The following is a 24,521-nucleotide window of genomic DNA, read 5'->3' as shown; positions in this document are numbered from 1 at the left end:
CTGAGGCGGTGACCTCGACGATCGCGGTGACCCGCTGGATCCCCGACGAAGCGCTGAAAGTGCTCGCCGAAGCCGGGGAGGTGAAAGTGTCGCGCGCCGACCGGCCGCTGACGCCGGACGAGCTGCGCGAGTTCGTCCGGGGCGCGTCCGCGATCGTCGGCATGCTGCAGGACCGGATCGACGGCGCGGTCGCCGACGCCGCGGGACCGCGGCTGAAGGTCGTGGCGAACGTGGCCGTCGGCTACGACAACCTCGACGTCGCGGCGCTGGCCGGACGCGGGATCACCGTCACCAACACCCCCGGTGTGCTCACCGACGCCACCGCGGATCTGGCGTTCGGGCTGATCCTCGCGGTCACGCGACGGCTCGGCGAGGGCGAACGGCTGCTCCGCTCGCGGACCCCGTGGTCGTTCCACCTGGGTTTCCTGCTCGGCTCCTCGGTACAGGACAAGACGCTCGGGATCGTCGGCCTCGGCCAGATCGGGCAGGCGGTCGCGCGGCGGGCACTCGGTTTCGGCATGCGGATCGTCTACTCGGGACGATCCCGGGCCGCCGAAGACGTCGAGAAGGCCTTGGGCGCCGAGTACGTGCCCTTCGAAGAGCTGCTGGCGAACTCCGACGTCGTTTCCCTGCACTGCCCCCTCACCCCGGAGACCAGGCATCTCATCGACGCGGACGCGCTGCGGTCGATGAAACCGGGCGCGTACCTGATCAACACCACACGCGGCCCCGTCGTCCACGAGGCGGCGCTGGCGGACGCGCTCGAAGCCGGGGAGATCGCCGGCGCGGGCCTCGACGTGTTCGAAGCCGAGCCCGAGGTCGAGCCGCGTCTCCTGGATCGCGAAAACGTCGTCTTGACGCCGCATCTCGGATCGGCGACGGTCGAAACCCGTACTGCCATGGCCGTGCTCGCGGCCGAGAACGTCGCGTCGGTACTCACCGGCGGAAACCCGCTGACGGAGGTTCGTCCATGACTCGTGTGGTCATCGCGCCCGACAAGTTCAAGGGAAGCCTGACCGCGGTCGAAGCCGCGGAGGCGATCGCCCACGGTGTCCGCGACGCGCTGCCCGAAGCCGAGGTCTCCTCCTGCCCGGTCGCCGACGGCGGCGAGGGAACGCTCGACGTCCTCGTCGCGGCGGGCGGGCGGCTCGTGGAACTCCCGGTCCGCGGCCCGCTCGACGACTCCGTCGACGCGAGCTACGTGCTGCTGGAAGGAACGGCCTACATCGAGTCGGCCCGCGCGTGCGGGATCGAGTTCGTCGAGCCGAGCCCGGAGGTGGCGCTCGCCGCGCACACCTGGGGCGTTGGGGAACTCCTCGCGCACGCGCTCGACAACGGCGCGCGACGGCTGGTGCTGACCGTCGGCGGAACCGCGAGCACCGACGGCGGCGCCGGGATGCTCGCGGCACTGGGCGCCGGGGTGTTCGACGCGTTCGGCGCGCCGGTCGGGCTCGGCGGCGGCACCCTCGGCCGCGTCGCTTCGGCCGAACTCGGCCCGGTGCGCGAGAGACTCGGTTCCGTCGAGGTCGCCGTCGCCACCGACGTGACCAACCCGCTGCTCGGATCCCGCGGCGCGGCCGCGATCTTCGGCCCGCAGAAGGGAGCGGGCCCGCGCGAGGTCGAGCAGCTGGACGAATCCCTGTCTCGCTGGGCGCAGGCGCTGCGCAACGCCGGGACCCCCGACGTGTCCGACCTTCCCGGGGCGGGAGCGGGCGGCGGGGTCGCCGCGGGCGCGATCGCCGGGCTCGGCGCGACGGTCGAATCCGGTTTCCAGCTCATCGCCGGGCTCACCGGGGTCGCCGGCGCGATCGAACGCGCCGACCTCGTCATCACCGGCGAGGGCTCACTGGACGAACAGAGTCTCGACGGCAAGGCTCCGGCGGGCATCGCAGCGCGCGCTCAGGAACACGCGGTCCCGCTGATGGTGCTGGCCGGACGGATCCAGCTGGACGAGAGCCAGCTCGCCGGCCTCGGGGTCGTGGGCAGCGCCGCCCTCATCGACCACGCGCCTTCGCTCGACCACGCGCGTGCGCACGCGGCGAAGCTCTTGCGCGAACGGGCCGGCGAGCTGGTCCGTGCCTGGGCCCGGACTTAAAGCCTGAACCCGCCGGGCTCAGCTGCCAGGCTGAGGCTGAGCCTGCGGGAGTACGGCGAAGGCGACTTCACCGGTCTCGTCCTGCTGGACGTCGAGCACCTTGTCGTCGAGCAACGCGGCCGCTTCGGGCTCCAGGAACACCTTCGGGCCGCCGTCGGCGCCGAGGACCTTGTCGCCGCTTTCCGGTTCGGGGGCGACGGAAACCGCGAGCTGGGGACTGTCGCCCTGCTGGGAATGCATCGCGAACCGCAGCCCGCCTCCGTCCTGCCCATTCTCCTGCCCGGTCAGTGCGGTGATCGCCTCGGCGGCGGCTTCGGTGACTGTAAGCATCTCTGCCCTTCCTTCGTCGCGGTCTTGCACTTGACCGACCACGCTAGGGGGTCGCGGCACGGCCTGCCGTCTGAGTGAAGATCATTTTTCGCCGACGTCCGGCTCCTCTTCAGCCAGCCGCATCGCGTGCGACTCACCCTCGTGGATCTCCGCTGGCGTGGTCCCGAACCGGTCGGCCCCGCTCCAGTGCTCAGGCGGCTCGACACCTTCTTCGAGCGGGTCGACGCGGAGTTCGTCCTCGTCGAGTGCCTCGCTGGGGGGCAACGTTTCCGGCTCAGCCGTTTCACGGTCACTCATCGGCCGCTCCCTCCTGGTCGGACGTTGGCCGGGGCGTGCTGTACTCGACCCGGTCCCCGTGGCGTACCCGGCGTCTCCGCAGGCCAAACGGCGGCACTGTCGTCAGGATCACAGTCTCTCAGCTGGTTCAATAGCTTCACAAATTTGTGAAACAAGGAGTAGCGTCGTCGGTATGACCACCACCAGGTGGGCGCCAGGGCACCGGATCATCCGGCGCGCGCCGGAGCGGCACCACGAACTAGGCCACCACGCCGCCTGGTACGTGGTCGCCGGTGTCGCCGCCACCGCCCTGCAAGCGGTGCTGTTCCTCGTCCTGCAGCCGGTCCTCGGCGCCCAGCCCGCCAATCTGGTCGCGATCGCCGTCACGACCGTCGGGAACACCGAGTTCCACCGCCGGGTCACCTTCGCCGCCCGGAAGAGCAACGCGGGCAAGCGGCACTTCCAGGACCTGGTGACCTTCGCCTTCTACGCCGCGTACGGCTCGATCGTGCTCGCGTCGCTCGACGCGGTCATCACCGAGCCGACCGCGCTGGAACAGACAGGCGCCCTGCTCGCGGCGAGCGTCGTGGGCGGCATCGCGCGCTTCGCGGTTCTTCGCTGGTGGGTCTTCGCGCGCCGGAACGCCTAGGGCGTGTTTCAGGAGTCGGGTTCGCGGTCTTCGCGCCCAGGTGGTCCCTGACGGCACGGCGGAATGCGCCCGAGTACAACCCGGTACGAGGGCGATCCCGCCGCACCGCCAGGAACCACCTGGATCACGAAGCCCATCGAACCGACTCCTGAAACACGCCCTAGTGTTCGACGCGTGCCTGAGATCAACGGACCGCACGAAGGCGGTTCGGAACCCGATTACCGATTTACCCTCGCCAACGAACGGACCTTTCTCGCCTGGCTCCGGACGGCGCTGGGCCTGCTCGCCGGCGGCGTCGCCGTCCATCAGCTGGTTCCCGACCCGAGCGCGCTGAGCACCGTCCTGGCGGGGCTGTGCGTAGTACTGGCGGCCGTGCTCGCGGCGAGCGCGTATCCGCGCTGGCGGCAGGTGCAGACCGCGATGCGCGCGGGGCGGCCGCTGCCGAAGAGCGGGATGCTGATCCTGCTGACCGCCGGGATCCTCGCGATCACCCTGACAGCCGCCGCCCTGGTGATCTTCTCGTGAAATCGGGTGATCACGGAGCGCAAGCGGAACGGACCGGACTGGCGTGGCGCCGGACCGCGCTCGCGGCTACTGCCTGCACACTCCTGCTGCTGCACACGGCCGCCCGGCGAGGCTGGGGGACGACGGTCATCCCGGTCGCGTTCGCGGGCGCCATGGTGATCACCTTGGTCGCCGTCGGCTCGATCCGTGAACGAGCACTGCGCAGGCCCGGAACCCCGAAACCGCTTAACCCGATCCTTGCTGTCACAACGGTGACACTCGTCGTAGCGACGGCGGTCTCCTTGGTCGCGGTGCGCTAAGCACCGCGCACATGCTGCGACCCCGAAGCCCTTTTCCGCGACGCAGAGTCTCGGTTGTATTAAGCCGACTCCGTCTAATGGGCTATCTCTAGTTGAAATCTTTACTGCCGTCCGATCGACGCCTACGATTACGCTGCGTCGCAACGGCGGCAGGTAGAGCTGATCTTCTGGAGCACCTGCCGCCCTCAATCGTTACGGAGTGTTGGCCCCTCGACAACGAACGTCGCAGGGTCGGCCGGGGAGGACGACCATGCAAGCCACTACCAGCGCGTCCAGAACCGTCACCCCCGATGCGGTCCCCGGATACACGACTCCGGAGAACCTGCCTCGACCGGGCGGACGGCTGACGAAGGAGGATCTCGACCCCCTCGTAAGGGACGCGGGCGACGGGAATCCCGCCGCGATCCAGTCCCTGCTGCGGATGATCGGTCCCGTCGTGGTCCGGTACTGCCGGGCCAGAATGGGTGGCCGCGACCTGTCCTACCTGTCGGCGGACGACGTCGCGCAGGAAGTGTGCATGGCGGTGCTGAAGGCGCTGCCCGGCTATCAGGATCGCGGCGGCTCGTTCCTCTACCTCGTGCACGCCATCGCCGCCAACAAGGTCGCCGACGCCTACCGCGCGGTCTCCCGTGACCGGTCGGAACCGGTACCGGAACTGCCGGAACGGCCCATCGGCGACAACGAACCCGAAACGCACGCCCTGCACCTGGATCTCGGCGCCCGGCTCAGCCGCCTGCTCTCCACCCTTCCGCGTGTGCAGCAGGAGATCCTCGCCCTCCGCGTCGCCGTCGGCCTTTCCGCCGCCGAGACCGCCGAGGCCCTCGGGATCTCCGCCGGCAACGTGCGTGTGACGCAGCACCGCGCACTGGCCCGCCTGCGGACGATGGTCAAGCAGGACGAGTTCTGATCTTGTTTCCCCCTGCCGCGGGTCGTTGATCGGCGGTTTTCAGGCGCCCGGACCCCGCGCCGTCCACTTTCTTTCTTCGAACCGGCTTCGCCTCGTAAGCGGCAGGCCGGTTCTTTGTCATAACTCAAACCCTCGATCGGCCGGCTGGGCCCGAAGCTTGAACCCGATACCCGGGCACAGCCTCCCCAGACCACACCACGATCGGGACACCCGGCGTCCCGAACGTGGCTTTCGCAACTCCTTCAATCCTTCACGAGAGGCGGTAGGCCCGCCGCGCGGTCCCGTCGAAGAACTCCAGCCGTTCGGCGTCGCTCAGCGAGCCCGTCAGCGAAAAGGCCGTGTCCACGACGACCTCGTACGCGGCCGCGAGTTCGCAGACCGGCCAGTCGGAGCCGAACATCAGCCGCGAGGCCCCGAAGGACTCCAGCACGTGCTCCGCCCACCGAGCCAGCTGCCCGGCCTTCCACCCCGCCCAGTCCGCCTCGGTCACCAGCCCCGAAAGCTTGCAGTACACGTTGTCCAGCTCGCCCAAGGCCGCGACGCCGTCCGCCCACGGCTGCCATTCCCCCGAGGAGATCGGCGGCTTCGCGGCGTGGTCGAGCACGAAGACCTGATCCGGCAACGCTTTCGCGGCGGCGAGGGCTGCCGTCAGCTGAGGTGGCTTCACCAGCAGGTCGTACGCCAGCCCGGCCTCGCCGAGCGCGGCCAGACCGCGCAGGACGTCGGGCCGCGTCAGCCACGACGGGTCCGGCTCGTCCTCCACCTGATGCCGGATTCCCACCAGCGGCCCGGAAAACGCCGCCACCCGCTCGGCGACGCCGGGGGCGGTGAGGTCGGTCCAGCCGACGACACCCGCGATCAGCGGCTCGGCGACAGCGGTGGCGAGGAACTCGCGCGTCTCCTCCTCCGACGAGACCGTCTGCACCAGCACGGTCCCCTTCACCCCGGCCGCCGAGGTCACCGCGCGGAGATCGTCCACTGTGTACGGACGGCGGATCGGGTCCAGCGCCGCGCCGGTCATCCACGGGTAGTGCCGCCGCGAGGGATCCCAGAGATGGTGGTGCGCGTCGATCACGGCCGTTCCTCCTGTCGCAGCACGGTGTCCTCACGCAACAGTCCCGCACGGATCAGGTCCGTCCACAACTCGCGCGGCACCGGCCGCCGGAACCGTTCGGCGTTGAGCCGGACCTGGCCGGGATCGTGCGCGCCGACGACGACGGACACCACCGCCGGATGCGCGGCGGGCAACGCCAGAGCGGCCTGCGGGAGTTCGACCCCGTGCCGCTCGCAGACCTCGGCGATCCGCTGGGCCCGCTCGACCAGTTCCGCGGGCGCCTCGGCATAGTCGTACATCGTGCCCGGCGACGCGGTGGCGAGGATCCCGGCGTTGAACGCTCCCCCGGCGACCACGTCCACGCCGCGTTCCGCGCACAGCGGCAGGAGATCGTCGAGAGCGGGCTGGTTCAGCAGCGTGTACCGGCCCGCCAGCAGGATCACGTCGAGGTCGAAGCGGCGGACGAACTCCGTGAGCATCGGCGCCTGGTTCATCCCGGCCCCGATGGCGTCGACGACACCCTGCTCCCGCAGTTCGAGCAGCGCGGGGAACGCGCCGGTGACGGTGTCCTCGAAATGCTCGTCCGGATCGTGCACGTAGACGACGTCCACCCGGTCGAGCCCGAGGCGTTCCAGACTGTCCTCAAGTGACCGGAGGATCCCGTCGCGACTGAAATCCCAGCGCCTCTTGTAGGCCGCGGGCACGACGAAACCCTGCGAATCGGTGCGCGAAGCGCCGCCGGGGTCGGGTTCCAGTACGCGGCCGACCTTGGTCGACACCACGAAATCCGCGCGCGGATACGCCGAAAGCGCCGCGCCCAGCCGTCGTTCCGACAGCCCGAGACCGTAGTGCGGGGCGGTGTCGAAGTACCGGATTCCTTCGTCCCACGCCTGCCGGACGGTCGCTTCGGCCGTCTCGTCGGTGATGGCGTGGTACAGGTTGCCCAGCTGCGCGCAGCCGAGCCCCAGCGGGGACAGGGGCATCTTCACGGAAGCTCCCAAACCAGGCCGAGGCCCGAATCCCCGCCCGAGTAGTCGTCTTCGACGTCGAGCAGTTCCGACATCCTTGCCTGCCAGGGGATGTTGGCCGGATGGTCGCGCAGGGCCGCGCGCATCTTCGCGTAGTCCTCCACCTCGACGACGTGGAACAGGTCGAGACCGTCACGCCAGATCCGCCACGAACGCACGCCCGCCTCGCGCAGGGCTTCGTCCAGCTCAGGCGGGATGACGGCGTGGACCGACTCGTATTCGGCCTCCTTGCCCGGCTTCAGCCGGGTGTGGAGTGCCACTCTTTGTAGTGCGACACCGTGGGTCACCGCGCCTCCTCAACTCGAAACATGGCACTCTGTCAACTGACACTCAAACATCCGAGGTCTTCGGGGAGGGCGGTGGAACATGCCGGTCACCGATGTCGCGATCGACAAGATCAAGGACATGATCATCTCCGGCGAGCTTGCTCCTGGCGACAGGCTGCCGAAAGAGGCCGAACTGGCCCAGCGGCTCGGCCTGTCCCGCAGTTCGCTGCGCGAAGCGGTGAAGGCGCTGTGCCTGATCCGCGTGCTCGACGTCCGCCAGGGCGACGGGACGTACGTCACCAGCCTCGAACCGAATCTCCTCCTCGACGCGATGACGTTCGTGGTGGACTTCCACCGCGACGACACCGTGCTGGACTTCCTCGCCGTCCGCCGGATCCTCGAACCGGCGGCGACGGCGTTGGCCGCGATGCACATGAGCGACGAGGACATCGCGGAACTAGGCCGCCTGCTCGACGAACTGGCCGACTCGCCGACGGTGGAGGCGCTGGTCGCCAACGACCTGCAATTCCACCGCAAGATCGCCGACGGCTCCGGGAATCCGGTGCTGTGCTCGCTGCTGGACAGCCTGTCCGGCCCCACCGCACGCGCCCGCATCTGGCGCGGGCTGACCCAGGAGGGCGCGGTCGCGAAGACCCGCGAGCAGCACACGGCGATCTACGAGGCCATCGCCGCCCGGGAACCCGAACTGGCGCGTTCGTGGGCCACCGTGCACGTCGCGGGTGTGGAGCAGTGGCTCCGCAACGCCCTCGGCACGGCCGAGGATGGTTCCTGACACAATTCTCTCCCAACCGGCCACCGAAGTGACCACAAGGTCTCCCAAAGGGCGCCCTGCGCCCGACGGAGACTTCACCGTCGCGCGCCTCTTTTGGCCGGAGGCCCCGGAAACGCGATGAAGGGGCGCCTCCTCACCCACCGCGCCGTGGAAGGCCAACGGCGCCCCTTCGGCGCGTTTTCGTCAGCGCGCGACAGATATCACTGGGCCTTACCGCTCGCGTAGCGGGAAATGATCAGCGCGACCAGGATGATCACGCCGTAGATCGCCTTCAGCCACTCCGGCGGCACCTGGGCGACCTGCAGCAGGTTCGTGACCGTCTGCAGGAGCAGCACCCCGGTGAGCGCCCCGACCAGCGTGCCCTTCCCACCGTCCAGGGAGACACCGCCGATCACCGCGGCCGCGAACACCTGCAGGATGAGCCCGTCGCCCTGATCGGCGCCGAGCGCGCCGACGTAACCCGTGTACGCGAGCCCGCCGAGCGCGGCCAGCACGCCCGCGACGACGAAGACACCCCACGAGATCCGGTCGACGCGGATACCGGCGGCCCGCGCGGCCTCCCGGTTGCCGCCGATGGCGTACAGCGACCGGCCGATCCGGTGATACCGCAGCCCCAGCCCGAACACGGTGAACAGCGCCGCGGCCAGCCACACCGACATCGGCAGCCCGATGAACGTGGTCGTCGCCAGCGCGGTGAACACGTCCAGCTGGTCGAAGAGCGTCTTCCCCTGGGTGGAGCCGATCTGCGTGCCGCGCAGCACGGTCAGCATCGCCAGCGTGACGATGAAGGCGTTCAGCTTCAGTTTGACGATCAGGAACCCGTTCACGAAGCCGACCGCGGCACCGGCCACCAGCACGGCGAGGATGCCCGCGAAACCGGGGATCTCCGTGCCGAAACCCGAGGACGCCACCGGGATGACCAGCATCGCGCCGAGCGCGGGCGCCATGCCCATGGTGGATTCCAGCGACAGGTCGAACTTCCCGGTCAGCAGGACGAGCGATTCGCCCAGCACCACCATCGACAGCGCCGCCGAGGCGGACAGGATCCCGACGATGCTGCCGAAGGTCAGGAACGTGTCGCTGATCAGTCCTCCGATGATCAGCACCACGACGAGCGCCGGCACCAGGGCGAGTTCGCGCAGCCAGCGGAACTTCCGGCGGCGCGGCGGGGCCGCGAACGTCGAAGTCTTCGGATCGGTCATGAGTTCGGTCACCGTTCGACTCCTTCGATGTCGGCAACTAGGTCGCCGTCGGACCAGCCCGCCCGGTGTTCGGCGGCCACGGCTCCGGCGCGCAGCACCAGCACCCGGTCGCTCAGGCGGAGATCGTCCAGTTCGTCGCTGACGATCAGGACCGCCTTGCCCTCGGCACGCACCCGGTCGACGACGGCGAGCAGCGCCTCTTTCGACTTCACGTCCACACCCGCGGTCGGGTTGATCAGCACGACCAGGCGCGGATCCCCGGCCAGCGCGCGGGCCAGGACGACTTTCTGCTGGTTTCCCCCGGAAAGATCGGACACCGGCTGGTCGGCGCCGGCCGCGACGATGTCGTAGTCCTGCAAAGCTTTCGACGCCGTCGAGTATCGCGCCCCCGGCGACGCGAGGCCACCCTTGCCCATACGGTCCAAAATGGACAGTGTGGCGTTGTCCGCGATGGAGTGCCCGAGGACCAGTCCTTCGTGATGCCGGTCCCGCGGCACACAGCCGATCCCGGCGCGGATCGCGGCCGGGATGTCGCCCGGTTTCAGCGGTTTCCCGTCCACCCGGATCGTGCCGGAAACCGGCGAACGCAGTCCGTACACCGTTTCGGCGACCTGGTGCTTGCCGCTGGCGTTGCTGCCCGCGAGCCCAATCACCTCGCCGCGATGGATCCGGAACGTCACGTCCTCGAAGCCGTCACCGGAAAGCCCGTCGACGGCCAGCACCTCGCCGGCGTCCGGCGCGAGCGCCTCACGCGTCGAGGCGTCGCGGACGGAAAGCCCGCCCTGCTCGCCGGTCATCGCGTCGATCAGTTCGGCCCGGCCGACTTCCGAGACCGGCGCGGTGAGGATGTGCTTGGCGTCGCGCAGGACGGTGACGGCCTGGCACACCTCGTACACCTCGTGGAGGTGATGCGAGATGAACAGGAAGGTCACCCCGTTCGCCTGCATCTGGCGCATCCGCCCGAACAGCCGGTCGATCGCCTGGCTGTCCAGCTGCGCGGTCGGCTCGTCGAGCACGATGAACCGGGCGCCGTAGGACAGCGCCCGGGCGATCTCGACGAACTGCCGCTCCTCGACCGAAAGCTCACCGGCCGGGGTGTCGACGTCGACACCGACATCCCAGGAGTCGAGCAGTTCCCTGGCCTGACGGCGCAGCCGCTGCCAGCCGATCGCGAAACCCTTGCCCGACTGTTTTGATGAGCCCTCGGCGGGAAAAAGTACCTCGGACTGCCGATTCAGGAAAAGATTCTCCGCGACGGTCAGCTGCGGGACGACCATCGCGTGCTGGTAGACACAGGCGACCGCGCGTTTCCAGTCGTCCTGCCTGGACAAGGGCGGCGCGGGGACGCCGCCGAACTCGACCGATCCGGTGTCCGTTTTGGACAGTCCGGTGAGGATCGAGACCAGCGTCGACTTCCCGGCCCCGTTGCGTCCCACGAGCGCGTGCGACTCGCCGGGGTGCACGGTGAGGCTGACGTCGGACAGCGCCACGGTCGGGCCGTAGCGTTTCCCGACGCCCTGTGCGCTGACCACCGGCACGGCGGCGGACCCGGCGGGCAGCGCGCTCACAGGTTGTTCCCCCAGAGGGCCTTGTCGTCCACGTTGTCCTTGGTGACGACGGGCGCGGGGAGCTGGTCCTCCAGGATCCCGGGCCGGACCTCGACGATCGTGCTGCCGTGGTCGGTCGGCCCGGCCTTGAAGGTCTCCCCCGCCATCGCCTTCTTGATCCAGTACATGCCGTACTTGGCGTAGTCGTCGGCGGGCTGGGAGACGGTCGCGTCGAGTTCGCCCGCGCGGATCGCGGCCAGTTCCTGCGGGATGCCGTCGTTGCTGACCAGCACGACGTGTTGGGGGTCGCCGACCGGGAAGTAGAGGTTCTTGCGTTTGAGCGCCTGCTGCGTCGGCGCCAGGTAGACACCGCCCGCCTGCATGTACACGGCCTTGATGTCCGGGTTGGCGGTCAGCAGACTGTCCAAACCGGACGAAGCCTTGTCCGCCTTCCATTCGGCGGCGACCTCCAGCACCTGAACGCCCGGGAACTTCGCCTTCATGCATTCCCGGAACGCCTCGGAGCGGTCGCGGCCGTTGACCGAGGCGAGATCACCCATGACCTGCACGACCTTGCCCGACGTGACCTTCGCGCCGATCGCCTCGCAGGCCTTGGTGCCGTACGCCTTGTTGTCCGCGCGCACCACCATCGCGACCTTGCCGCTCTCGGGCGCGACGTCGACCGCCACGACCGGGACGCCCTTGTTCTCCGCGGCCTTGAGGCCCGCCACGACGGCGGCGGAGTCGATCGGCGTCACGACGAGACCCTTGATGCCCTGGTTGAGCAAGGTGTTGACGTCGGTGATCTGCTTCGCCGAGTCGCTGTCGGCGTTGACCGTCGGCAGCGACTCGACGCCCTGTTCCTTCGCCTTCAGCGGTACGTAGTTGTTGTAGGCCTGCCAGAACGGCGAGGTCAGCAACGGGATCGTCGCGCCGACCTTGCCGCCCTGCGCTCCACCGGCACCCGGTTTCGGGGCGTTGTCCTTCGTGGATCCACAGGCCGACAGGGCCAGCCCGAGCGCGGTGGCCGCGGCGGCCACCCTGATCACCCTCGTACGCACCGCATCCTCCTTGACGACAGCCGGAACCGGGTAGGGAGCTACTGCTGGACCGGACCGCGCGGGCGCAGCCCGTACATACCGCCGTCGACGGCGAGCGCCGTGCCGGTGGTCGAAGCCGAAAGCGGACTGGCGAGGTACACGATCGCGTTCGCGACCTCGTCCGCGGTCACCAGCCTGCCCATCGGCTGACGGGCGGCCAGGGCGGCCCGTTCGGCTTCGGGGTCGCCCGCGGAATCGAGGAGCCTGCCGACCCACGGGGTGTCCGCGGTCCCGGGGCAGACGCAGTTGACGCGGATCCGGTCGGCGAGGTGGTCGGTCGCCATCGCCAGGGTCAGCGAGAGCACCGCGCCCTTGCTGGCCGAGTACAGCGCGCGGTTGGGCAAGCCGGCCCACGCGGCGATCGAACAGGTGTTGACGATCGCGGCCGACGGCGAGTTCTTCAGATGCGGCAAGGCCGCCCGCGCGAGCCGCACCATGCCGACGACGTTGACATCGAGCACGCGGTGCCATTCGTCGTCGCTGTTGGCGGTGACGTCGCCCTGTGCGCCGATGCCCGCGTTGTTGACCAGGACGTCGAGCCTGCCGAAGCGGTCCGCGACCGCGCCGATCGCCGAGCGCACCTCGTCGTCGGAGCCGACGTCGCACCGGAAACCGGTGAGACCTCCGGGGAGGTCGCCGGGATTCAGGTCGAGGACCGCGACCGTCGCGCCGCGCGCGGCCAGCAGGTCCGCGGTGGCCCGGCCGATCCCGGAGGCACCGCCGGTGACGGCGGCGACGAGGCCTTCGAACTCACTCACTGTCGATCTCCGTCCATTCAGGACCGTCGGGGAAGGTGAACCGGCGCAGGGTCGCGTCGTGCATCCGGGCCGAGAAGCCCGGCGCGGAGGGTGCCAGGTAGCGGCCGCCGGTCACGACCGCCGGGTCGGTGAAGTGCTCGTGGAGGTGGTCGACCCATTCGATGGACCGGTCGGCGTCGGAACCGGACACCGCCGCGAAGTCGAACATCGACAGGTGCCGCACGAGTTCGCACAGTCCGACCCCGCCGGCGTGCGGGCACACCGGGACGTCGAATTTGGCCGCCAGCAACAGGATCGCGAGGTTCTCGTTGAACCCGCCGACCCGGGCGGCGTCCAGCTGCAGCACCGAGATCGCGCCCGCCTGCAGCAGTTGCTTGAACACCACGCGGTTCTGGACGTGCTCACCGGTGGCCACCCGGATCGGGGACACGGCCTTGGCGATCGCGGCGTGCCCGAGCACGTCGTCCGGTGAGGTGGGTTCCTCGATCCAGTACGGGTCGTACGGCGCGAGCTCGGTCATCCAGGCGATCGCCGTCGAGACGTCCCAGCGCTGGTTCGCGTCGACCGCGACGCGGATGTCCGGGCCGACGGTCTCGCGGGCGAGCTTCACCCGGCGGACGTCGTCGGCGAGATCACCGCCGACCTTCAGCTTGATCATCTCGAAGCCGTCCGCGACCGCCTGTTCGGCGAGCCGGACGAGTTTCGCGTCCGAGTACCCGAGCCAGCCGGGGGAAGTGCTGTACGCGCGGTATCCGTCTCGCTCGATCTTCGCGATCCGCTCGGCGCGGCCGGGCTCGGCGGCGCGGAGGATGTCCAGCGCCTCCTGCTCGGTCAGCGCGTCGGACAGGTAGCGGAAGTCGACGAGGGAAACGAGCTCCTCGGGCGACATCTGGGCGGCGAAACGCCAGACCGGGAGGCCGGCGATCCGCGCGGCGAGATCCCAGGCGGCGTTGACCACCGCGCCGATCGCCATGTGCGCGACCCCCTTTTCCGGGCCGAGCCACCGCAGTTGCGAGTCGCCGACCAGCGCCCGCGACAGGGCGCCGAGCGCGGCCGCGTCGGTCGGCACGTCCAGGCCGACGACGTGCGGTTCCAGCGCGCGGATCGCCGCGGCCTGGACGTCGTTGCCGCGTCCGATGGTGAACGCGAGGCCGTAGCCGTCGGGGCCGCCGTCGGTGTGGAGCACGACGTACGCGGCCGAGTAGTCCGGGTCCGGGTTCATGGCGTCCGAACCGTCCAGCTCCCGCGAGGTGGGGAAGCGGACGTCGAGCACCTCCATGCCCACGATCTTCGCCATCACGCCTGCCTGACGGTCTGGCGCTGGCGGCCGAGGCCGTCGATCTCGAGCTCGATGACGTCACCTTCCCGCAGGTACGGCTTGGGATCGGGCTGGCCGAGCGCGACGCCCTGCGGGGTACCGGTGTTGATGAGATCGCCAGGGCGAAGCACCATGAACCGACTCAGATAATGCACGATCTCGGCGACCGTGAAAATCATGTCCTTGGTCGACGAGTCCTGTTTCTTCTCGCCGTTGACCCACAGCCGCAAGCCGAGGTCCTGCGGATCGGGCACCTCGTCGGCGGTGACCAGCCACGGGCCGAGCGGGTTGAAGTTCTCGCACGACTTGCCCTTGTCCCAGGTGCCGCCGCGTTCGAGCTGGAACTCGCGTTCGGACACGTCGTTCGAAACCGTGTACCCGGCGACGTACCCGAGGGCCTCCTCGACGCTTTCGAGGTAGCGCGCGGTCTTGCCGATGACGACGCCGAGCTCGACCTCCCAGTCGGTCTTGGTCGAACCCCGCGGGACGAGCACGTCGTCCTCCGGGCCGACTACGACGTCGGACGCCTTCATGAAGACGACGGGTTCGGCCGGGACCTCGGCGCCGGACTCTTCGGCGTGCTGCCGGTAGTTGAGGCCCACACAGACGACCTTGCCGGGCCGCGCGATCGGCGCGCCGGCCCTGGCCCGCGCGAATTCGGGACCGGCTTCGGGCAGTTCACCGGCGGCCAGCGCGGCCGCGACCCTGGCGACCCCGTCGCTCGCGAAGAAGCTGCCATCGATGTCGGTGGTCAGCCCCGAGAGGTCGCGCATCGTGCCGTCCCCGGCACGTACGAACGGACGCTCACTTCCCGGCTCCCCGAGACGCAACAGCTGCACGGATTTTCCCTTCCGGCCGAACCGTCAACAATCAACGGCTCCAACAGCAACGAACAGACATCCGATGTATACCCGACGACCTTCAACGAGATCTAGAGGTCGCTGCGATTTGTGTCGAAAATTGATCGGATCAGTCTTGCCGAACCCGGGTGGCAAGACTCACAGTGGGAATAGTTACCTACTCTAAGCAAGTTGTTCCTCGCGGAACCATGACTGGGGAAGGAACGAGCATGACCATCGCGCCCGAGCGAGTGGAAGAAACCGTCGCGCCACGACCGAGTACCACCGGACGTGCCCGGTTCGTCCTGATCCTCGGCGGCCTGTCCGCCTTCGGGCCCCTGTCCATCGACATGTACCTGCCCGCGCTGCCGCAGATGGCGGGCGAACTGCGCGCGGCGGACGCCACCGTCCAGCTCACGCTGAGCGCGTTCATCATCGGGCTCGCCATCGGCCAGCTCATCCTCGGACCGCTGTCCGACGCGATCGGCCGCCGCAAACCGCTCGTGGCCGGGCTCGCGCTCTACATGGTCGGCTCGATCCTGTGCGCCGTCGCCCCGAGCGCCGAACTGCTCATCGCCGCCCGCGGTGTCCAGGCCTTCGGAGCCGCGGCGGGCATCGTGATCGCCAGGGCGACCGTGCGCGACTTCTATTCCGGCACCGCGATGACGAAGTTCTTCTCGCTGCTCATGCTGGTCAACGGGCTCGCCCCGATCCTGGCGCCGATCATCGGCGGCCAGATCCTGAACTGGACCTCGTGGCGCGGCGTGTTCGTCTGCCTGACCGTGTTCGGCGCGATCCTGCTCGCCGTCGTCTTCTTCCTGCTGCCGGAACCCCTGCCCGAGGAGCGCCGCACCCCCGCCCGGTTCGGCTCCGTGCTCCGGAAGTACGCGAGCCTGCTCCGCGACCGCAGCTTCCTCGGCTACGCGCTGGCCTCCGGGCTCATGTTCGGCAGCCTGTTCGCCTACATCTCCGGCTCGTCCTTCGCGCTCCAGGGTGTCTACGGGCTCAGCCCGCAGGCGTACAGCCTGGTGTTCGGGCTCAACGGCATCGGCATCGTGCTGGTCGGCCAGCTGAACGGGCGCATCGTCGGCCGCTTCCCGGAGCGGACCCTGCTGACCGTCGGCCTCGTCATCGCGGCGGTGGCCGGGTTCGGCGTCCTGGCCGCGACGGTGCTGGACCTCGGCCTGATCGGGCTGCTGATCCCGCTGTTCGTCCTGGTGTCGAGCATCGGCATGGTGGCGCCGAACGCGAGCTCGCTGGCGCTGGCCGAGCAGGCCCGGTCCGCCGGTTCGGCTTCGGCACTGCTGGGCGTGCTGCAGTTCGTCGTCGGCGGGCTGGCGACGCCGCTGGTCGGGCTGGGCGGTCCCGGTACCGCTGTTCCGATGGGGATCGTGATGGCGGGCTTCGGCGTTCTCGCCCTGCTGGCCTTCGGGACGATGACGCGTCCTTCTGGCGCTTCGGTCGCCTAGGTTGCCTAAGGGCTCCACAAGCGCAATGAAGGGGCCTTTCATAGCAAATTTTGCTATGAAAGGCCCCTTCATTGCAGCTTGGGTCACCCTAGGGACTTGAGGTCAGCCGCCTCCAACTGCTCTGCCGTCACCGAAGCGCGCCCCTCGACAAGAGCCTTCAAAGCGTCCCCGTCGTCCCATTGGTTGACGTTCATCGCGGCCGTCACCTGCCCGTCCCGCAGCCAGAACGCGGTGAAGTCCCGCGCCGCCAGGTCGCCGCGCACCACCAGCTGATCGGTCTCGGGATCGGCGAGGCCGCGGTATTCGCAGCCGAGGTCGTACTGGTCCGAGAAGAAGTACGGGCTCTTCAGGTACGGCTCGTTCTCCCCCAGCAGGTTCCCCGCGACGTGCTCGCCCTGCCATTTCGCGTTCGACCAGTGCTCGACGCGGACGCGTTTCCCGTAGCGGGGATGGAACTGCGCGGCGATGTCGCCGATCGCGTAGACGTCGGGCGCGGCGGTCCGCAGCCCGGCGTCGGCGCAGACGCCGCCGTCGTCGGACAGTTCCAGTCCGGCGGCGTGCGCGAGGTCGACCCGCGGGGCGGCGCCGACGGCCACCAGCACGACGTCCGCGGGGAGTTCGTCCCCGCTCTGAAGCCGTACGCCGGTCACCCCGTCCGGTCCGCCGGTGAACCCGGCGACACCTTCACCGAGCCGCCAGTTCACCCCGTGAGCCGTGTGGAGATCCTTGAAGACACCGGACACCTGCTCGCCCAGCACCGCGAGCAGCGGCGAGCCCACCTGGTCGACCACGGTCACCTCGGCGCCGTGTTCCCTGGCGGCCGCCGCGGCCTCGGTGCCGATCCAGCCCGCGCCGACGATCACCACTCGTTCGGCGTCCTTGAACGCCGAACGCAGCGCCAGCGCGTCGTCGAGGGTGCGCAGGGTCCGCAGTCCGGGGAGGTCCCCGCCGGGCACCGGCAACGATCGCGGCTGTGAGCCGGTCGCGAGCACGAGACGGTCGAAGCGGTGTTCGCCGCCCGCGTCGTCGTGCACGAGCCGCGAGCCGAGTTCGATCCTGGTCGCGGTGACCCCGCTCTTGTGCGCGATGTCCTTCTCTTCGTAGAAACCCGCGTCGTGCACCCAATCGGGTTCATCGGTGTTGCCCATCAACAGTCCTTTGGACAACGGCGGTAGTTCGTACGGGCGATGCGCGTCGGTACCGAGCAGCAGGATTTCCCCCGCGTAGCCACGTTCTCGCAGCGTTCCGGCGGCCGTCGCTCCCGCGAGGCCGGCACCGACGATGACGATCTTCCTGGGTTCGGACACCAAGACCTCCCAAGCAGGCGTTCCCTCGGACGCTACTCCGGTTCCCCCACGTCCGGCCTAGCGAAACCGGAAGTCGATCACGATCCGCGTAGCCGGTTAACCCATCAGTAGGAATGTGGGGTAACCGGCGTCACGGCCCCGAAACCGGCCCGTCCCAGCCTCGGACGAGAAAGGGAGACCATGGGTTACGGGAGGATGAGGACGTTGGCACCGCGGGACGAATGGTCGGTCGGCTGCCGGGATCTCGCGGGCAGGCGCCGGGACGTGACGGTGTTCGTGAGCAGCGACAAGATCGTGCTCGTGGCACCGCCCGGCGAGGCCGCCGTACTCGGGCCGCTGGACGTGGGGCGCCTGCGCGCCGCGCTCCGCGACGCCGTGGTCGCGGTGGCCGAACATCCGGATCACAGTGAATGACAACTACCGTTCCTACTTCTGAGTAGGTAGAGTCGGCTCCGTTCGGAAGGAGCCGGCCATGACCACCTACTTCGTGACGGGCGCGACGGGCTTTCTGGGAAAACGCCTGGTCGCGCGCCTACTACGGCGACCGGGGACCGTAGCCGTCCATGTTCTCGTGAGGGAGACCTCACGCGGGAAGCTCCCGAGCCACGAGAAGCTCGTTCCCGTCACCGGCGATCTGACCGAACCCTCGCTGGGCATCGATCCCGCCCGCCTGGGCCCCGTCGACCACGTCGTGCACCTCGGCGCGATCTACGACCTCACCGCGGACGAGGCCGCCAACCGCGCGGCCAACGTCGACGGCACCCGCAACGTCCTGGAGTTCGCCGCCGCCGCGAACGCCGGGCTCTTTCACCACGTCTCTTCCATCGCGGTCGCCGGGCAGTACGCCGGCCGCTTCACCGAAGCCGACTTCGACCTCGGCCAAGGCTTCGCGTCGCCGTACCACGCGACGAAGTTCGAGGCGGAGAAACTCGTGCGACGGCACGGGAAAACGCCGTTCCGCGTGTACCGGCCGTCCGCCGTCGCGGGTGATTCGCGCACCGGCGAGATGGACAAGATCGACGGCCCGTACTACTTCCTTCCCGCGATCTCACGGCTTTCCGCGCTGCCCAGGCGTCTCCCGCTGGCCGCCCCGGATCTCGGCGCCACGAACATCGTGCCGGTCGACTACGTCGTCAAAGCGATGGAACACCTCATGCACGCCGACGCGCCCAGCGGCAGCACCTACCATCTCGCGTCGCCGCGGCCCCAGCCGCTGCACGAGGTCTACAACGCCTTCGCGCGCGCCGCGGGCGGACCGAAGATCTCCGCCGTCCTTCCCGCACGGCCGTCCGGGGCGCTGAAACGCGCCGGGACCCGGCTGGCGAAGTCCGCGGCGGCCGGGTTCGACCGCGTGCCCGGCGGACGTTCGGCCCGCTCGGCGGTACTGGCGGAACTCGGCGTCCCGCTCGAAGTCCTGCCCCATCTGAGCATGGAGGTCGACTTCGACACGAGCGCGACGACGGCCGCCCTCGAAGGCAGCGGCATCACCGTGCCGCCGCTGAAGGAGTACGCCGGTCCGCTCTACCGGTACTGGCTCGCGCACCTGGACCCCGATCGCGGCCGCCGCCGTCCGGGACCGGAGCCGCTCGACGGCCGCAAGGTGCTGATCACCGGCGCTTCATCGGGCATCGGGCGCGCGTCCGCGCTGGCCGTCGCCGCGAAGGGCGGCGAAGTGATCCTCGTGGCCAGGCGCGCCGACGAACTCGAAGAGGTCCGCGAGCAGATCGTCGCGGCGGGCGGGAAGGCGTCGGCGTATCCGTGCGACCTCACCGACGGCGGTGCCGTCGACGCTCTGGTCAAGGACGTGCTCGCCGCGCACGGCGCCGTCGACATGCTGGTCAACAACGCGGGCCGCTCGATCCGGCGCTCGCTTTCGCTGTCCACCGAACGGTTCCACGACTTCGAGCGCACGATGGCGATCAACTACTTCGGTCCCGTGCGGCTGACGCTGGGCCTGCTGCCGTCGATGACCGCGCGCGGCTTCGGCCACGTCGTCAACGTCACCACGCAAGGGCTCCAGACCGACACACCGCGGTTTTCCGCTTACCTGGCTTCGAAGGCGGCACTGGAGGAGTTCGGGCTGACCGCCGGCCGGGAAACGCTTTCCGACGGCGTCACCTTCACCTCGGTCCGGATGCCCCTGGTGCGCACCGACATGATCGCGCCGACCGGGTCCTATCGCGGCATGCCGTCGAGCTCGCCCGAACGAGCCGCCGCGCTCGTCGTGAAAGCCTTGGAGAAACGCCCCGAGATCCTGAACCTGCCCGAAGGCACGGCCGCCGAACTCGTGACGCTCGTCGCACCGAAGACGGCGCGGTTCTTCGCCCACCTCGTCTACCGCGCGATGCCCGAATCCGCGCCGGAATCCCGTGGCCTGCCCCGGAAGGCTCCGCTCGCGTCGGTGGCGGGCGCGGTCACGAGGCTGGTCTGGCGCCGTCGTCCCTGACGTCCCGCCGCCGGGCTCGATCGGGGGACGCCCCCGGCCGCTACCATCGGTTTCCGATACGCCGGGGGGTCGGCGGGCACGGGCCGAGGCAGTGACGAGCGGGAAGGGGCAGTGTGGACGTCGCCAGTCCCCCGGTTTCGACCGGACCGGACACGGCAGTGGTACGTCCGTCCCGGACAGTGCTGCGGCTCTCCCTGCACGCGGCCTGGGTGCTCACGCTCGCCATCGTCACCGAACTCCGGGTGGGACGCTTCGGTTTCCACCCGTCGGACCAGGGTTTCATCCTCGCCCAGGCCTGGCGGGTGCTGCACGGCGAGGTCCCGCACTCCGACATCATCTCCGCGCGGCCGCTGGGTTCGGCGTACCTGCACGTCGTCGACTTCCTGGTGCCCGGGCCGCTGTTCTTCGTCTCCAGCGTGCTCAGCATGCTGGAGATCATCCTGGCGACCATCGCGTTCGCCGTGCTGGTCACCCGGCGCCGCGTCCGTGACTGGGGCCCGGGTCTCACCGGGCTGACGGCGGCCGCGGCACTGCTGAACCTCAACGCGTTCCCGCTGATGGCGTGGCACACGATCGACGGGATCTTCCTGACCGCCTGCGGCGCCTGGGCACTGGATTCCGGGTTGCGCCGCGAGCTGACGTGGCCGCGGCGGCTCGGTCTGGTCCTGCTGGGCGCGGCGGTGTTCGTCAAGCAGAGCTTCGCGCCGGTCCCGCTGATCGCGCTGTGCTGGCTGCTGCTGCATCCGTCGCTGCGCGAGGGCGCGTTCCGCACCGGCCGATGGTGGGCGCGCCTGGCCTGGGATCTGCTGGCACTGGGCGCTTTCCTGGTCTTCTACATAGGAATCGTCACCATCGACGGCGGGCTCGGCGCGATGGCCGAGCAGCTCACCGGCGGCCTGCCCGCTTACGGCGAACGGCTTCTCGGGCTGTGGCTGGAAAATCCCGAGACCCTGCTGCGGCCACCGGTGCGGGGCTTGACCTTCTTCGCGATCGCCGGGCTGCTGCTGGCGCTGCTCGGCTTCTTCCGCGACCGCGCCGGATTCGGCGGCGCGCTCCTCGCGCGGCTGCTGCTCCTGGCGGGCGTGGCGGTGGTGGTCGGCACTGTCGTCGATGGACACTTCACCGGCGCGTCGCGCTGGGCGGACGTCCTCTGGTGGATCCTCGGTGTCGCGCTCCTGGTGAACTGGGCGGCGACGCGGCGGTTCCCGAAAATGGGCACGCTGGTCTTCGCGACCGGGTTCATGACCAGCCTGTCCTGGGGCAACGACACCCCGACGCTGTTCACCGGAACGCTGGCGCTGACGGCGATCCTGGAGCTTTCGGACGCGCTGCCACCGCTGCCCGAACCGCGGCGCCGGATCCGGCTGGCGGCTGGCACGGCGATGGGACTGGTCGCGGTGCTGGCGTCGGGCTGGGCCGTGATCGCGCATCACGACGAGGCCGCGTACCTGGACATGGCGCGCGAGAAGCTGACCGGCGACCTCGGCACGGTGACGCCGTCGATGCGCGGGATCCGGACGAATCCGGGGACTTTCACCTACGTCTCCCAGATCCAGGACTGCGTCACGCGCTTCCCCGCGGGGCGCACGGCGGTCCTGCCCGACAACCCGTTCGCCTATCCCGCTTTCGGCCTGCGCAACCCGTTCCCGCTGGAATGGCCGCTGCCGCTGGAGATCGTCGCCGACGCTCCGCAGCGCATGCTCGCGACCGCCGACGAACTCAACCGCGACGGCGACTATCTCGTGCTGTTCCAGACCGTGAGCATGCCGACCCTGGCCAAGGGCGGCCCGGTCCCCGCCGAGGTCACCGGTGACACGCCGATCTTCGACTACCTCGGGCTGGAGAACGCGCTGCGGTCGCGGCTGACCGGGCAGACCGTCACGTGCGGCAGCTTCATCGGCAAGTGGGCGCCGCGCCCCTGACGCGTTTCGTCCTCTGAATGCGGTGGTTCGCGTTGCCAACTACCGCATTCAGAGGACGAAACGCGAGGGGTCAGTCGACGCCGGCGTCCTCGGGGCGTCCGGAGGCGAGCCCGGCCAGGACGTCCAAAGCGGCGCCGAGCGTTTCCAGCGGCGGCGACGAGACGGCGAGCCGCACCGCGTTCGGGGCGTGCCCGGGGACGATGGCGAACGCGGCCGCCGGGGTGACCGCGATCCCGCGTCGCGCGGCCGCGGCGACGAAGGTCTCGGCGCGCCAGTGCTCGGGGAGTTCCCACCAGCAGTGGTACGCCCGCGGATCGGCGCGCAGGGTGAACCCGGCGAGCCGTTCCGCCGTCATCCGCTGGCGCTCGGCCGCGTCGAGGCGTTTCGCCCGTTCGACGATGTCCAGGGTGCCGCCGGTGATCCAGCGGGTGGCGGCTTCGAGGGCGAACCGGGGCGCGACCCAGCCGCCCGAGCGCACCGCCGCGGCCAGCCGCTCCGTCCAGTCCGCCGGGACGGCGAGGAAGCCGGTGGTCAGTCCCGGGGCGAGCCGTTTGGACAGGCTGTCGGTGAACACCGTGCGTTCCGGCGCGTACGCCGCGAACGGGCGGACCTCGGGCCGGAGGAAGGTGTAGATCCCGTCCTCGATCACCGGGATGTCCATCCGGCGCACGGTTTCCGCCAGCCCGGCGCGCCGCCCTTCGTCCATTGTGGACCCGAGTGGATTGTGCAGGGTCGGCTGGACGTACAGCGCGCGGACGGGCGCGGCGGCGTGCGCGGCTTCGAGCGCTTCGGGTACGAGACCGGCGTCGTCGGTCTCGACGGGAACCAGCTGGACGCCGAGCCGTCCGGCGAGCGCCTTGACCACGGGGTAGGTGATGGCTTCGACGGCGAGCCGCTCCCCCATCGGCACGAAAGCGGCGATGGCGGCGGCGATGGCCTCACGGCCGCTCCCGGCGAAGAGGATCTCCGGTGTCCAGCCGTCCTTCGCGAACAGTCCGGCGACGGCGTCACGCGCCTGCTTCGAACCGGTGACGCTTCCTGGCCGCAGCGCCGCTGTCAGGACGTCGTCACGCAAGAGCGGTTCCAGCGCCTTCCCGACCAGCGCCGATTGCTCCGGGAGCACGGCGAAGTTGAGTTCGAGGTCGACGGTCGCGCCGCCCGGCTCGGCGAGCGCGGTCTCCAGCGGCGGCTTCCCGGCTCGGACGAACGTGCCCCGGCCGACCTCGCCGACCACGACACCGCGCCGGACGAGTTCGGTGTAGACCCTGGCGGCGGTCGAGTTGGCTATCCCGCGATCGCGGGCGAACCGCCGCTGCGGGGGCAGCCTGTCGCCGGGACGAAGCCTGCCCGCCTCGACGTCGGCGGAGATCTCGTCCGCGATGATCCGGTAGTCCTCCATGCCGCCCCTTCGATCGCACCGAGAGCACTCACGGGATTGCACCGCGAAGCGCACTGGGGATGATGCCATCGAAGGGTGATGTGAGCCGGCTGCGACCTACGGAACACCACAACGGCGAGGTCCTAGGTTAGCCTAACCTGCGTGGAGACCGTGGAAACCCTCACCGAGCAGCGCACGACGTCCCGCCTGCACGCGGACGCCCTGACGCTGGCCTACGACGGCCGGACCGTGGCCGAAGACCTCGGGGTGGTCATCCCCGACCGGTCGTTCACCGTCATCGTCGGCCCGAACGCCTGCGGCAAGACGACCCTGCTGCGAGCGCTCGCGCGGATGCTCAAACCCCGCCAGGGCTCGGTGTTCCTCGACGGTCAGGTGATCAGCTCCTTCCCCGCGAAGGAGGTCGCCCGGCGGCTCGGCCTGCTGCCGCAGAGTTCGATCGCGCCCGACGGCATAACCGTCGCCGACCTCGTCGCGCGCGGCCGGTACCCGCACCAGCGGCTCCTGCGGCAATGGTCCCGGGAGGACGCCACCGTGGTCACGGAGTCCATGCGCGCCACCGGGGTCGACGACCTCGCCGAGCGGCTGGTCGACGAACTGTCCGGCGGGCAGCGGCAGCGCGTGTGGATGGCGATGGCGCTCGCACAGGAGACCGACCTGCTGCTGCTCGACGAGCCGACGACCTATCTGGACATCGCGCATCAGATGGACATCTTGGATCTGTGCGCGGAACTGCACCAGGAGCAGGGCCGGACGCTGGTCGCGGTGCTGCACGACCTCAACCACGCCGCGCGCTACGCGACGCACATGATCGCGATGCGGGGCGGAGAGGTGCTCGCGACGGGCACGCCCGAAGAGGTCGTGACCGCCGACAACGTCGAAAAGATCTTCGAGCTGCCGTGCCGGGTCATGCCGTGCCCCGAAACCGGGACGCCGCTGGTCATCCCGAAGGCCGGGCGCCGCACCGCCTGAGGTTCGTCCGGACGGCCGCCCCG

Annotated in this window: 25 protein-coding genes; 12 read left to right on the top strand and 13 right to left on the bottom strand. The window is 69.6% G+C overall.

Going from position 1 to position 24,521, the window contains the following annotated elements:
* Nucleotides 1-8: 8 nt before the first annotated feature.
* Nucleotides 9-974: a 2-hydroxyacid dehydrogenase gene (locus tag IE302_RS32885; RefSeq protein WP_191258344.1), complete on the top strand. Its 966-nt coding sequence runs from the start codon at nucleotides 9-11 to the stop codon at nucleotides 972-974.
* Complete coding sequence (locus tag IE302_RS32880) at nucleotides 971-2,095, top strand: glycerate kinase (RefSeq protein ID WP_191258343.1); 1,125 nt, start codon at nucleotides 971-973, stop codon at nucleotides 2,093-2,095. The genes IE302_RS32885 and IE302_RS32880 overlap by 4 nt, the downstream gene beginning before the upstream one ends.
* A gap of 18 nt (nucleotides 2,096-2,113) precedes the next feature.
* On the opposite strand, the gene IE302_RS32875 is transcribed toward IE302_RS32880, so the two are convergent.
* Entirely contained in the window at nucleotides 2,114-2,425 is a 312-nt protein-coding gene (locus IE302_RS32875) for a hypothetical protein (RefSeq protein ID WP_005153325.1), read from the bottom strand.
* Between the two features lie 81 nt (nucleotides 2,426-2,506).
* Nucleotides 2,507-2,722 (bottom strand): hypothetical protein, encoded by a 216-nt coding sequence (locus tag IE302_RS32870; protein WP_191258342.1) that lies wholly within the window; start codon nucleotides 2,720-2,722, stop codon nucleotides 2,507-2,509.
* 172 nt (nucleotides 2,723-2,894) lie between these two features.
* On the opposite strand from IE302_RS32870, the gene IE302_RS32865 reads away from it, so the two are divergent.
* From IE302_RS32865 to shbA, 4 genes are all read left to right on the top strand, one after another.
* Complete coding sequence (locus tag IE302_RS32865) at nucleotides 2,895-3,350, top strand: GtrA family protein (RefSeq protein WP_191258341.1); 456 nt, start codon at nucleotides 2,895-2,897, stop codon at nucleotides 3,348-3,350.
* Nucleotides 3,351-3,524: 174 nt separating this feature from the next.
* The gene (locus IE302_RS32860) at nucleotides 3,525-3,875 is read left to right on the top strand and encodes a YidH family protein (protein WP_191258340.1); all 351 of its coding nucleotides are present in this window, start codon (nucleotides 3,525-3,527) and stop codon (nucleotides 3,873-3,875) included.
* Nucleotides 3,872-4,174, top strand: a complete 303-nt coding sequence (locus IE302_RS32855) for a DUF202 domain-containing protein (RefSeq protein ID WP_191258339.1) — start codon at nucleotides 3,872-3,874, stop codon at nucleotides 4,172-4,174. Before IE302_RS32860 ends, IE302_RS32855 begins: the two co-directional genes overlap by 4 nt.
* A gap of 250 nt (nucleotides 4,175-4,424) precedes the next feature.
* Nucleotides 4,425-5,081: an RNA polymerase sigma factor ShbA gene (gene shbA / locus IE302_RS32850; protein ID WP_191258338.1), complete on the top strand. Its 657-nt coding sequence runs from the start codon at nucleotides 4,425-4,427 to the stop codon at nucleotides 5,079-5,081.
* Between the two features lie 250 nt (nucleotides 5,082-5,331).
* Here the strand turns inward: shbA and IE302_RS32845 are convergent, their stop codons facing one another.
* Genes IE302_RS32845 through IE302_RS32835 form a run of 3 tightly spaced genes read right to left on the bottom strand, consistent with a single transcriptional unit; the run spans nucleotide 5,332 to nucleotide 7,423 of the window.
* Nucleotides 5,332-6,156, bottom strand: coding sequence for an amidohydrolase family protein (locus IE302_RS32845; protein WP_191258337.1), 825 nt, complete (start codon nucleotides 6,154-6,156; stop codon nucleotides 5,332-5,334).
* Nucleotides 6,153-7,124 carry an aldo/keto reductase gene (locus tag IE302_RS32840; protein WP_191258336.1) on the bottom strand — a complete coding sequence of 324 codons (972 nt, stop codon included), beginning with the start codon at nucleotides 7,122-7,124 and terminating at the stop codon, nucleotides 6,153-6,155. The genes IE302_RS32845 and IE302_RS32840 overlap by 4 nt, the downstream gene beginning before the upstream one ends.
* Nucleotides 7,121-7,423 (bottom strand): L-rhamnose mutarotase, encoded by a 303-nt coding sequence (locus IE302_RS32835; protein ID WP_191258575.1) that lies wholly within the window; start codon nucleotides 7,421-7,423, stop codon nucleotides 7,121-7,123. Before IE302_RS32835 ends, IE302_RS32840 begins: the two co-directional genes overlap by 4 nt.
* Before the next feature lie 106 nt (nucleotides 7,424-7,529).
* Here IE302_RS32835 and IE302_RS32830 point away from each other — a divergent pair, with 106 nt between their 5' ends.
* Nucleotides 7,530-8,222 carry a FadR/GntR family transcriptional regulator gene (locus IE302_RS32830; RefSeq protein WP_191258335.1) on the top strand — a complete coding sequence of 231 codons (693 nt, stop codon included), beginning with the start codon at nucleotides 7,530-7,532 and terminating at the stop codon, nucleotides 8,220-8,222.
* 200 nt (nucleotides 8,223-8,422) lie between these two features.
* Here the strand turns inward: IE302_RS32830 and IE302_RS32825 are convergent, their stop codons facing one another.
* From IE302_RS32825 to IE302_RS32800, 6 genes are read right to left on the bottom strand one after another with little or no spacing between them, the layout of a single operon-like run.
* A complete protein-coding gene (locus IE302_RS32825; protein ID WP_191258334.1) occupies nucleotides 8,423-9,436 on the bottom strand; it encodes an ABC transporter permease in 1,014 nt (337 codons plus the stop codon).
* Complete coding sequence (locus IE302_RS32820) at nucleotides 9,433-10,992, bottom strand: sugar ABC transporter ATP-binding protein (protein WP_191258333.1); 1,560 nt, start codon at nucleotides 10,990-10,992, stop codon at nucleotides 9,433-9,435. The genes IE302_RS32825 and IE302_RS32820 overlap by 4 nt, the downstream gene beginning before the upstream one ends.
* Nucleotides 10,989-12,032: a sugar ABC transporter substrate-binding protein gene (locus tag IE302_RS32815; protein ID WP_229908074.1), complete on the bottom strand. Its 1,044-nt coding sequence runs from the start codon at nucleotides 12,030-12,032 to the stop codon at nucleotides 10,989-10,991. Before IE302_RS32815 ends, IE302_RS32820 begins: the two co-directional genes overlap by 4 nt.
* A 38-nt stretch (nucleotides 12,033-12,070) precedes the next feature.
* Nucleotides 12,071-12,829: an SDR family NAD(P)-dependent oxidoreductase gene (locus tag IE302_RS32810; protein WP_191258332.1), complete on the bottom strand. Its 759-nt coding sequence runs from the start codon at nucleotides 12,827-12,829 to the stop codon at nucleotides 12,071-12,073.
* The gene (locus IE302_RS32805; protein ID WP_191258331.1) at nucleotides 12,822-14,126 is read right to left on the bottom strand and encodes an enolase C-terminal domain-like protein; all 1,305 of its coding nucleotides are present in this window, start codon (nucleotides 14,124-14,126) and stop codon (nucleotides 12,822-12,824) included. Before IE302_RS32805 ends, IE302_RS32810 begins: the two co-directional genes overlap by 8 nt.
* Nucleotides 14,126-14,986: a fumarylacetoacetate hydrolase family protein gene (locus tag IE302_RS32800; protein WP_191258330.1), complete on the bottom strand. Its 861-nt coding sequence runs from the start codon at nucleotides 14,984-14,986 to the stop codon at nucleotides 14,126-14,128. Before IE302_RS32800 ends, IE302_RS32805 begins: the two co-directional genes overlap by 1 nt.
* Before the next feature lie 230 nt (nucleotides 14,987-15,216).
* Here IE302_RS32800 and IE302_RS32795 point away from each other — a divergent pair, with 230 nt between their 5' ends.
* Nucleotides 15,217-16,455: a Bcr/CflA family multidrug efflux MFS transporter gene (locus IE302_RS32795; protein WP_191258329.1), complete on the top strand. Its 1,239-nt coding sequence runs from the start codon at nucleotides 15,217-15,219 to the stop codon at nucleotides 16,453-16,455.
* Nucleotides 16,456-16,538: 83 nt separating this feature from the next.
* Here the strand turns inward: IE302_RS32795 and IE302_RS32790 are convergent, their stop codons facing one another.
* Nucleotides 16,539-17,762: an NAD(P)/FAD-dependent oxidoreductase gene (locus IE302_RS32790; RefSeq protein ID WP_191258328.1), complete on the bottom strand. Its 1,224-nt coding sequence runs from the start codon at nucleotides 17,760-17,762 to the stop codon at nucleotides 16,539-16,541.
* A 195-nt stretch (nucleotides 17,763-17,957) separates the two neighbouring features.
* On the opposite strand from IE302_RS32790, the gene IE302_RS32785 reads away from it, so the two are divergent.
* From IE302_RS32785 to IE302_RS32775, 3 genes are all read left to right on the top strand, one after another.
* Nucleotides 17,958-18,176, top strand: coding sequence for a hypothetical protein (locus IE302_RS32785; RefSeq protein WP_039922712.1), 219 nt, complete (start codon nucleotides 17,958-17,960; stop codon nucleotides 18,174-18,176).
* 58 nt (nucleotides 18,177-18,234) lie between these two features.
* Nucleotides 18,235-20,208 (top strand): SDR family oxidoreductase, encoded by a 1,974-nt coding sequence (locus IE302_RS32780; RefSeq protein WP_191258327.1) that lies wholly within the window; start codon nucleotides 18,235-18,237, stop codon nucleotides 20,206-20,208.
* A 113-nt stretch (nucleotides 20,209-20,321) separates the two neighbouring features.
* The gene (locus tag IE302_RS32775) at nucleotides 20,322-22,130 is read left to right on the top strand and encodes a hypothetical protein (protein ID WP_191258326.1); all 1,809 of its coding nucleotides are present in this window, start codon (nucleotides 20,322-20,324) and stop codon (nucleotides 22,128-22,130) included.
* Nucleotides 22,131-22,200: 70 nt separating this feature from the next.
* Here IE302_RS32775 and IE302_RS32770 read toward each other — a convergent pair whose 3' ends face one another.
* Nucleotides 22,201-23,529: an aminotransferase-like domain-containing protein gene (locus IE302_RS32770; RefSeq protein WP_191258325.1), complete on the bottom strand. Its 1,329-nt coding sequence runs from the start codon at nucleotides 23,527-23,529 to the stop codon at nucleotides 22,201-22,203.
* A 141-nt stretch (nucleotides 23,530-23,670) separates the two neighbouring features.
* On the opposite strand from IE302_RS32770, the gene IE302_RS32765 reads away from it, so the two are divergent.
* Entirely contained in the window at nucleotides 23,671-24,498 is an 828-nt protein-coding gene (locus IE302_RS32765) for an ABC transporter ATP-binding protein (RefSeq protein ID WP_191258324.1), read from the top strand.
* The last annotated feature ends 23 nt before the right edge of the window (nucleotides 24,499-24,521 follow it).

The organism is Amycolatopsis oliviviridis (assembly GCF_014654365.1).
Lineage (GTDB): Bacteria > Actinomycetota > Actinomycetes > Mycobacteriales > Pseudonocardiaceae > Amycolatopsis > Amycolatopsis oliviviridis.
This window is presented reverse-complemented; position numbering and strand designations above follow the sequence as displayed.

Coding starts and splice junctions, on each gene's coding strand:
- IE302_RS32880 (WP_191258343.1), top strand. CDS start 971: ATGACTCGTGTGGTCATCGCGCCCGACAAGTTCAAGGGAAGCCTGACC.
- IE302_RS32875 (WP_005153325.1), bottom strand. CDS start 2,425: ATGCTTACAGTCACCGAAGCCGCCGCCGAGGCGATCACCGCACTGACC.
- IE302_RS32870 (WP_191258342.1), bottom strand. CDS start 2,722: ATGAGTGACCGTGAAACGGCTGAGCCGGAAACGTTGCCCCCCAGCGAG.
- IE302_RS32865 (WP_191258341.1), top strand. CDS start 2,895: ATGACCACCACCAGGTGGGCGCCAGGGCACCGGATCATCCGGCGCGCG.
- shbA (WP_191258338.1), top strand. CDS start 4,425: ATGCAAGCCACTACCAGCGCGTCCAGAACCGTCACCCCCGATGCGGTC.
- IE302_RS32830 (WP_191258335.1), top strand. CDS start 7,530: ATGCCGGTCACCGATGTCGCGATCGACAAGATCAAGGACATGATCATC.
- IE302_RS32805 (WP_191258331.1), bottom strand. CDS start 14,126: ATGGCGAAGATCGTGGGCATGGAGGTGCTCGACGTCCGCTTCCCCACC.
- IE302_RS32795 (WP_191258329.1), top strand. CDS start 15,217: ATGACCATCGCGCCCGAGCGAGTGGAAGAAACCGTCGCGCCACGACCG.
- IE302_RS32785 (WP_039922712.1), top strand. CDS start 17,958: ATGAGGACGTTGGCACCGCGGGACGAATGGTCGGTCGGCTGCCGGGAT.
- IE302_RS32780 (WP_191258327.1), top strand. CDS start 18,235: ATGACCACCTACTTCGTGACGGGCGCGACGGGCTTTCTGGGAAAACGC.
- IE302_RS32770 (WP_191258325.1), bottom strand. CDS start 23,529: ATGGAGGACTACCGGATCATCGCGGACGAGATCTCCGCCGACGTCGAG.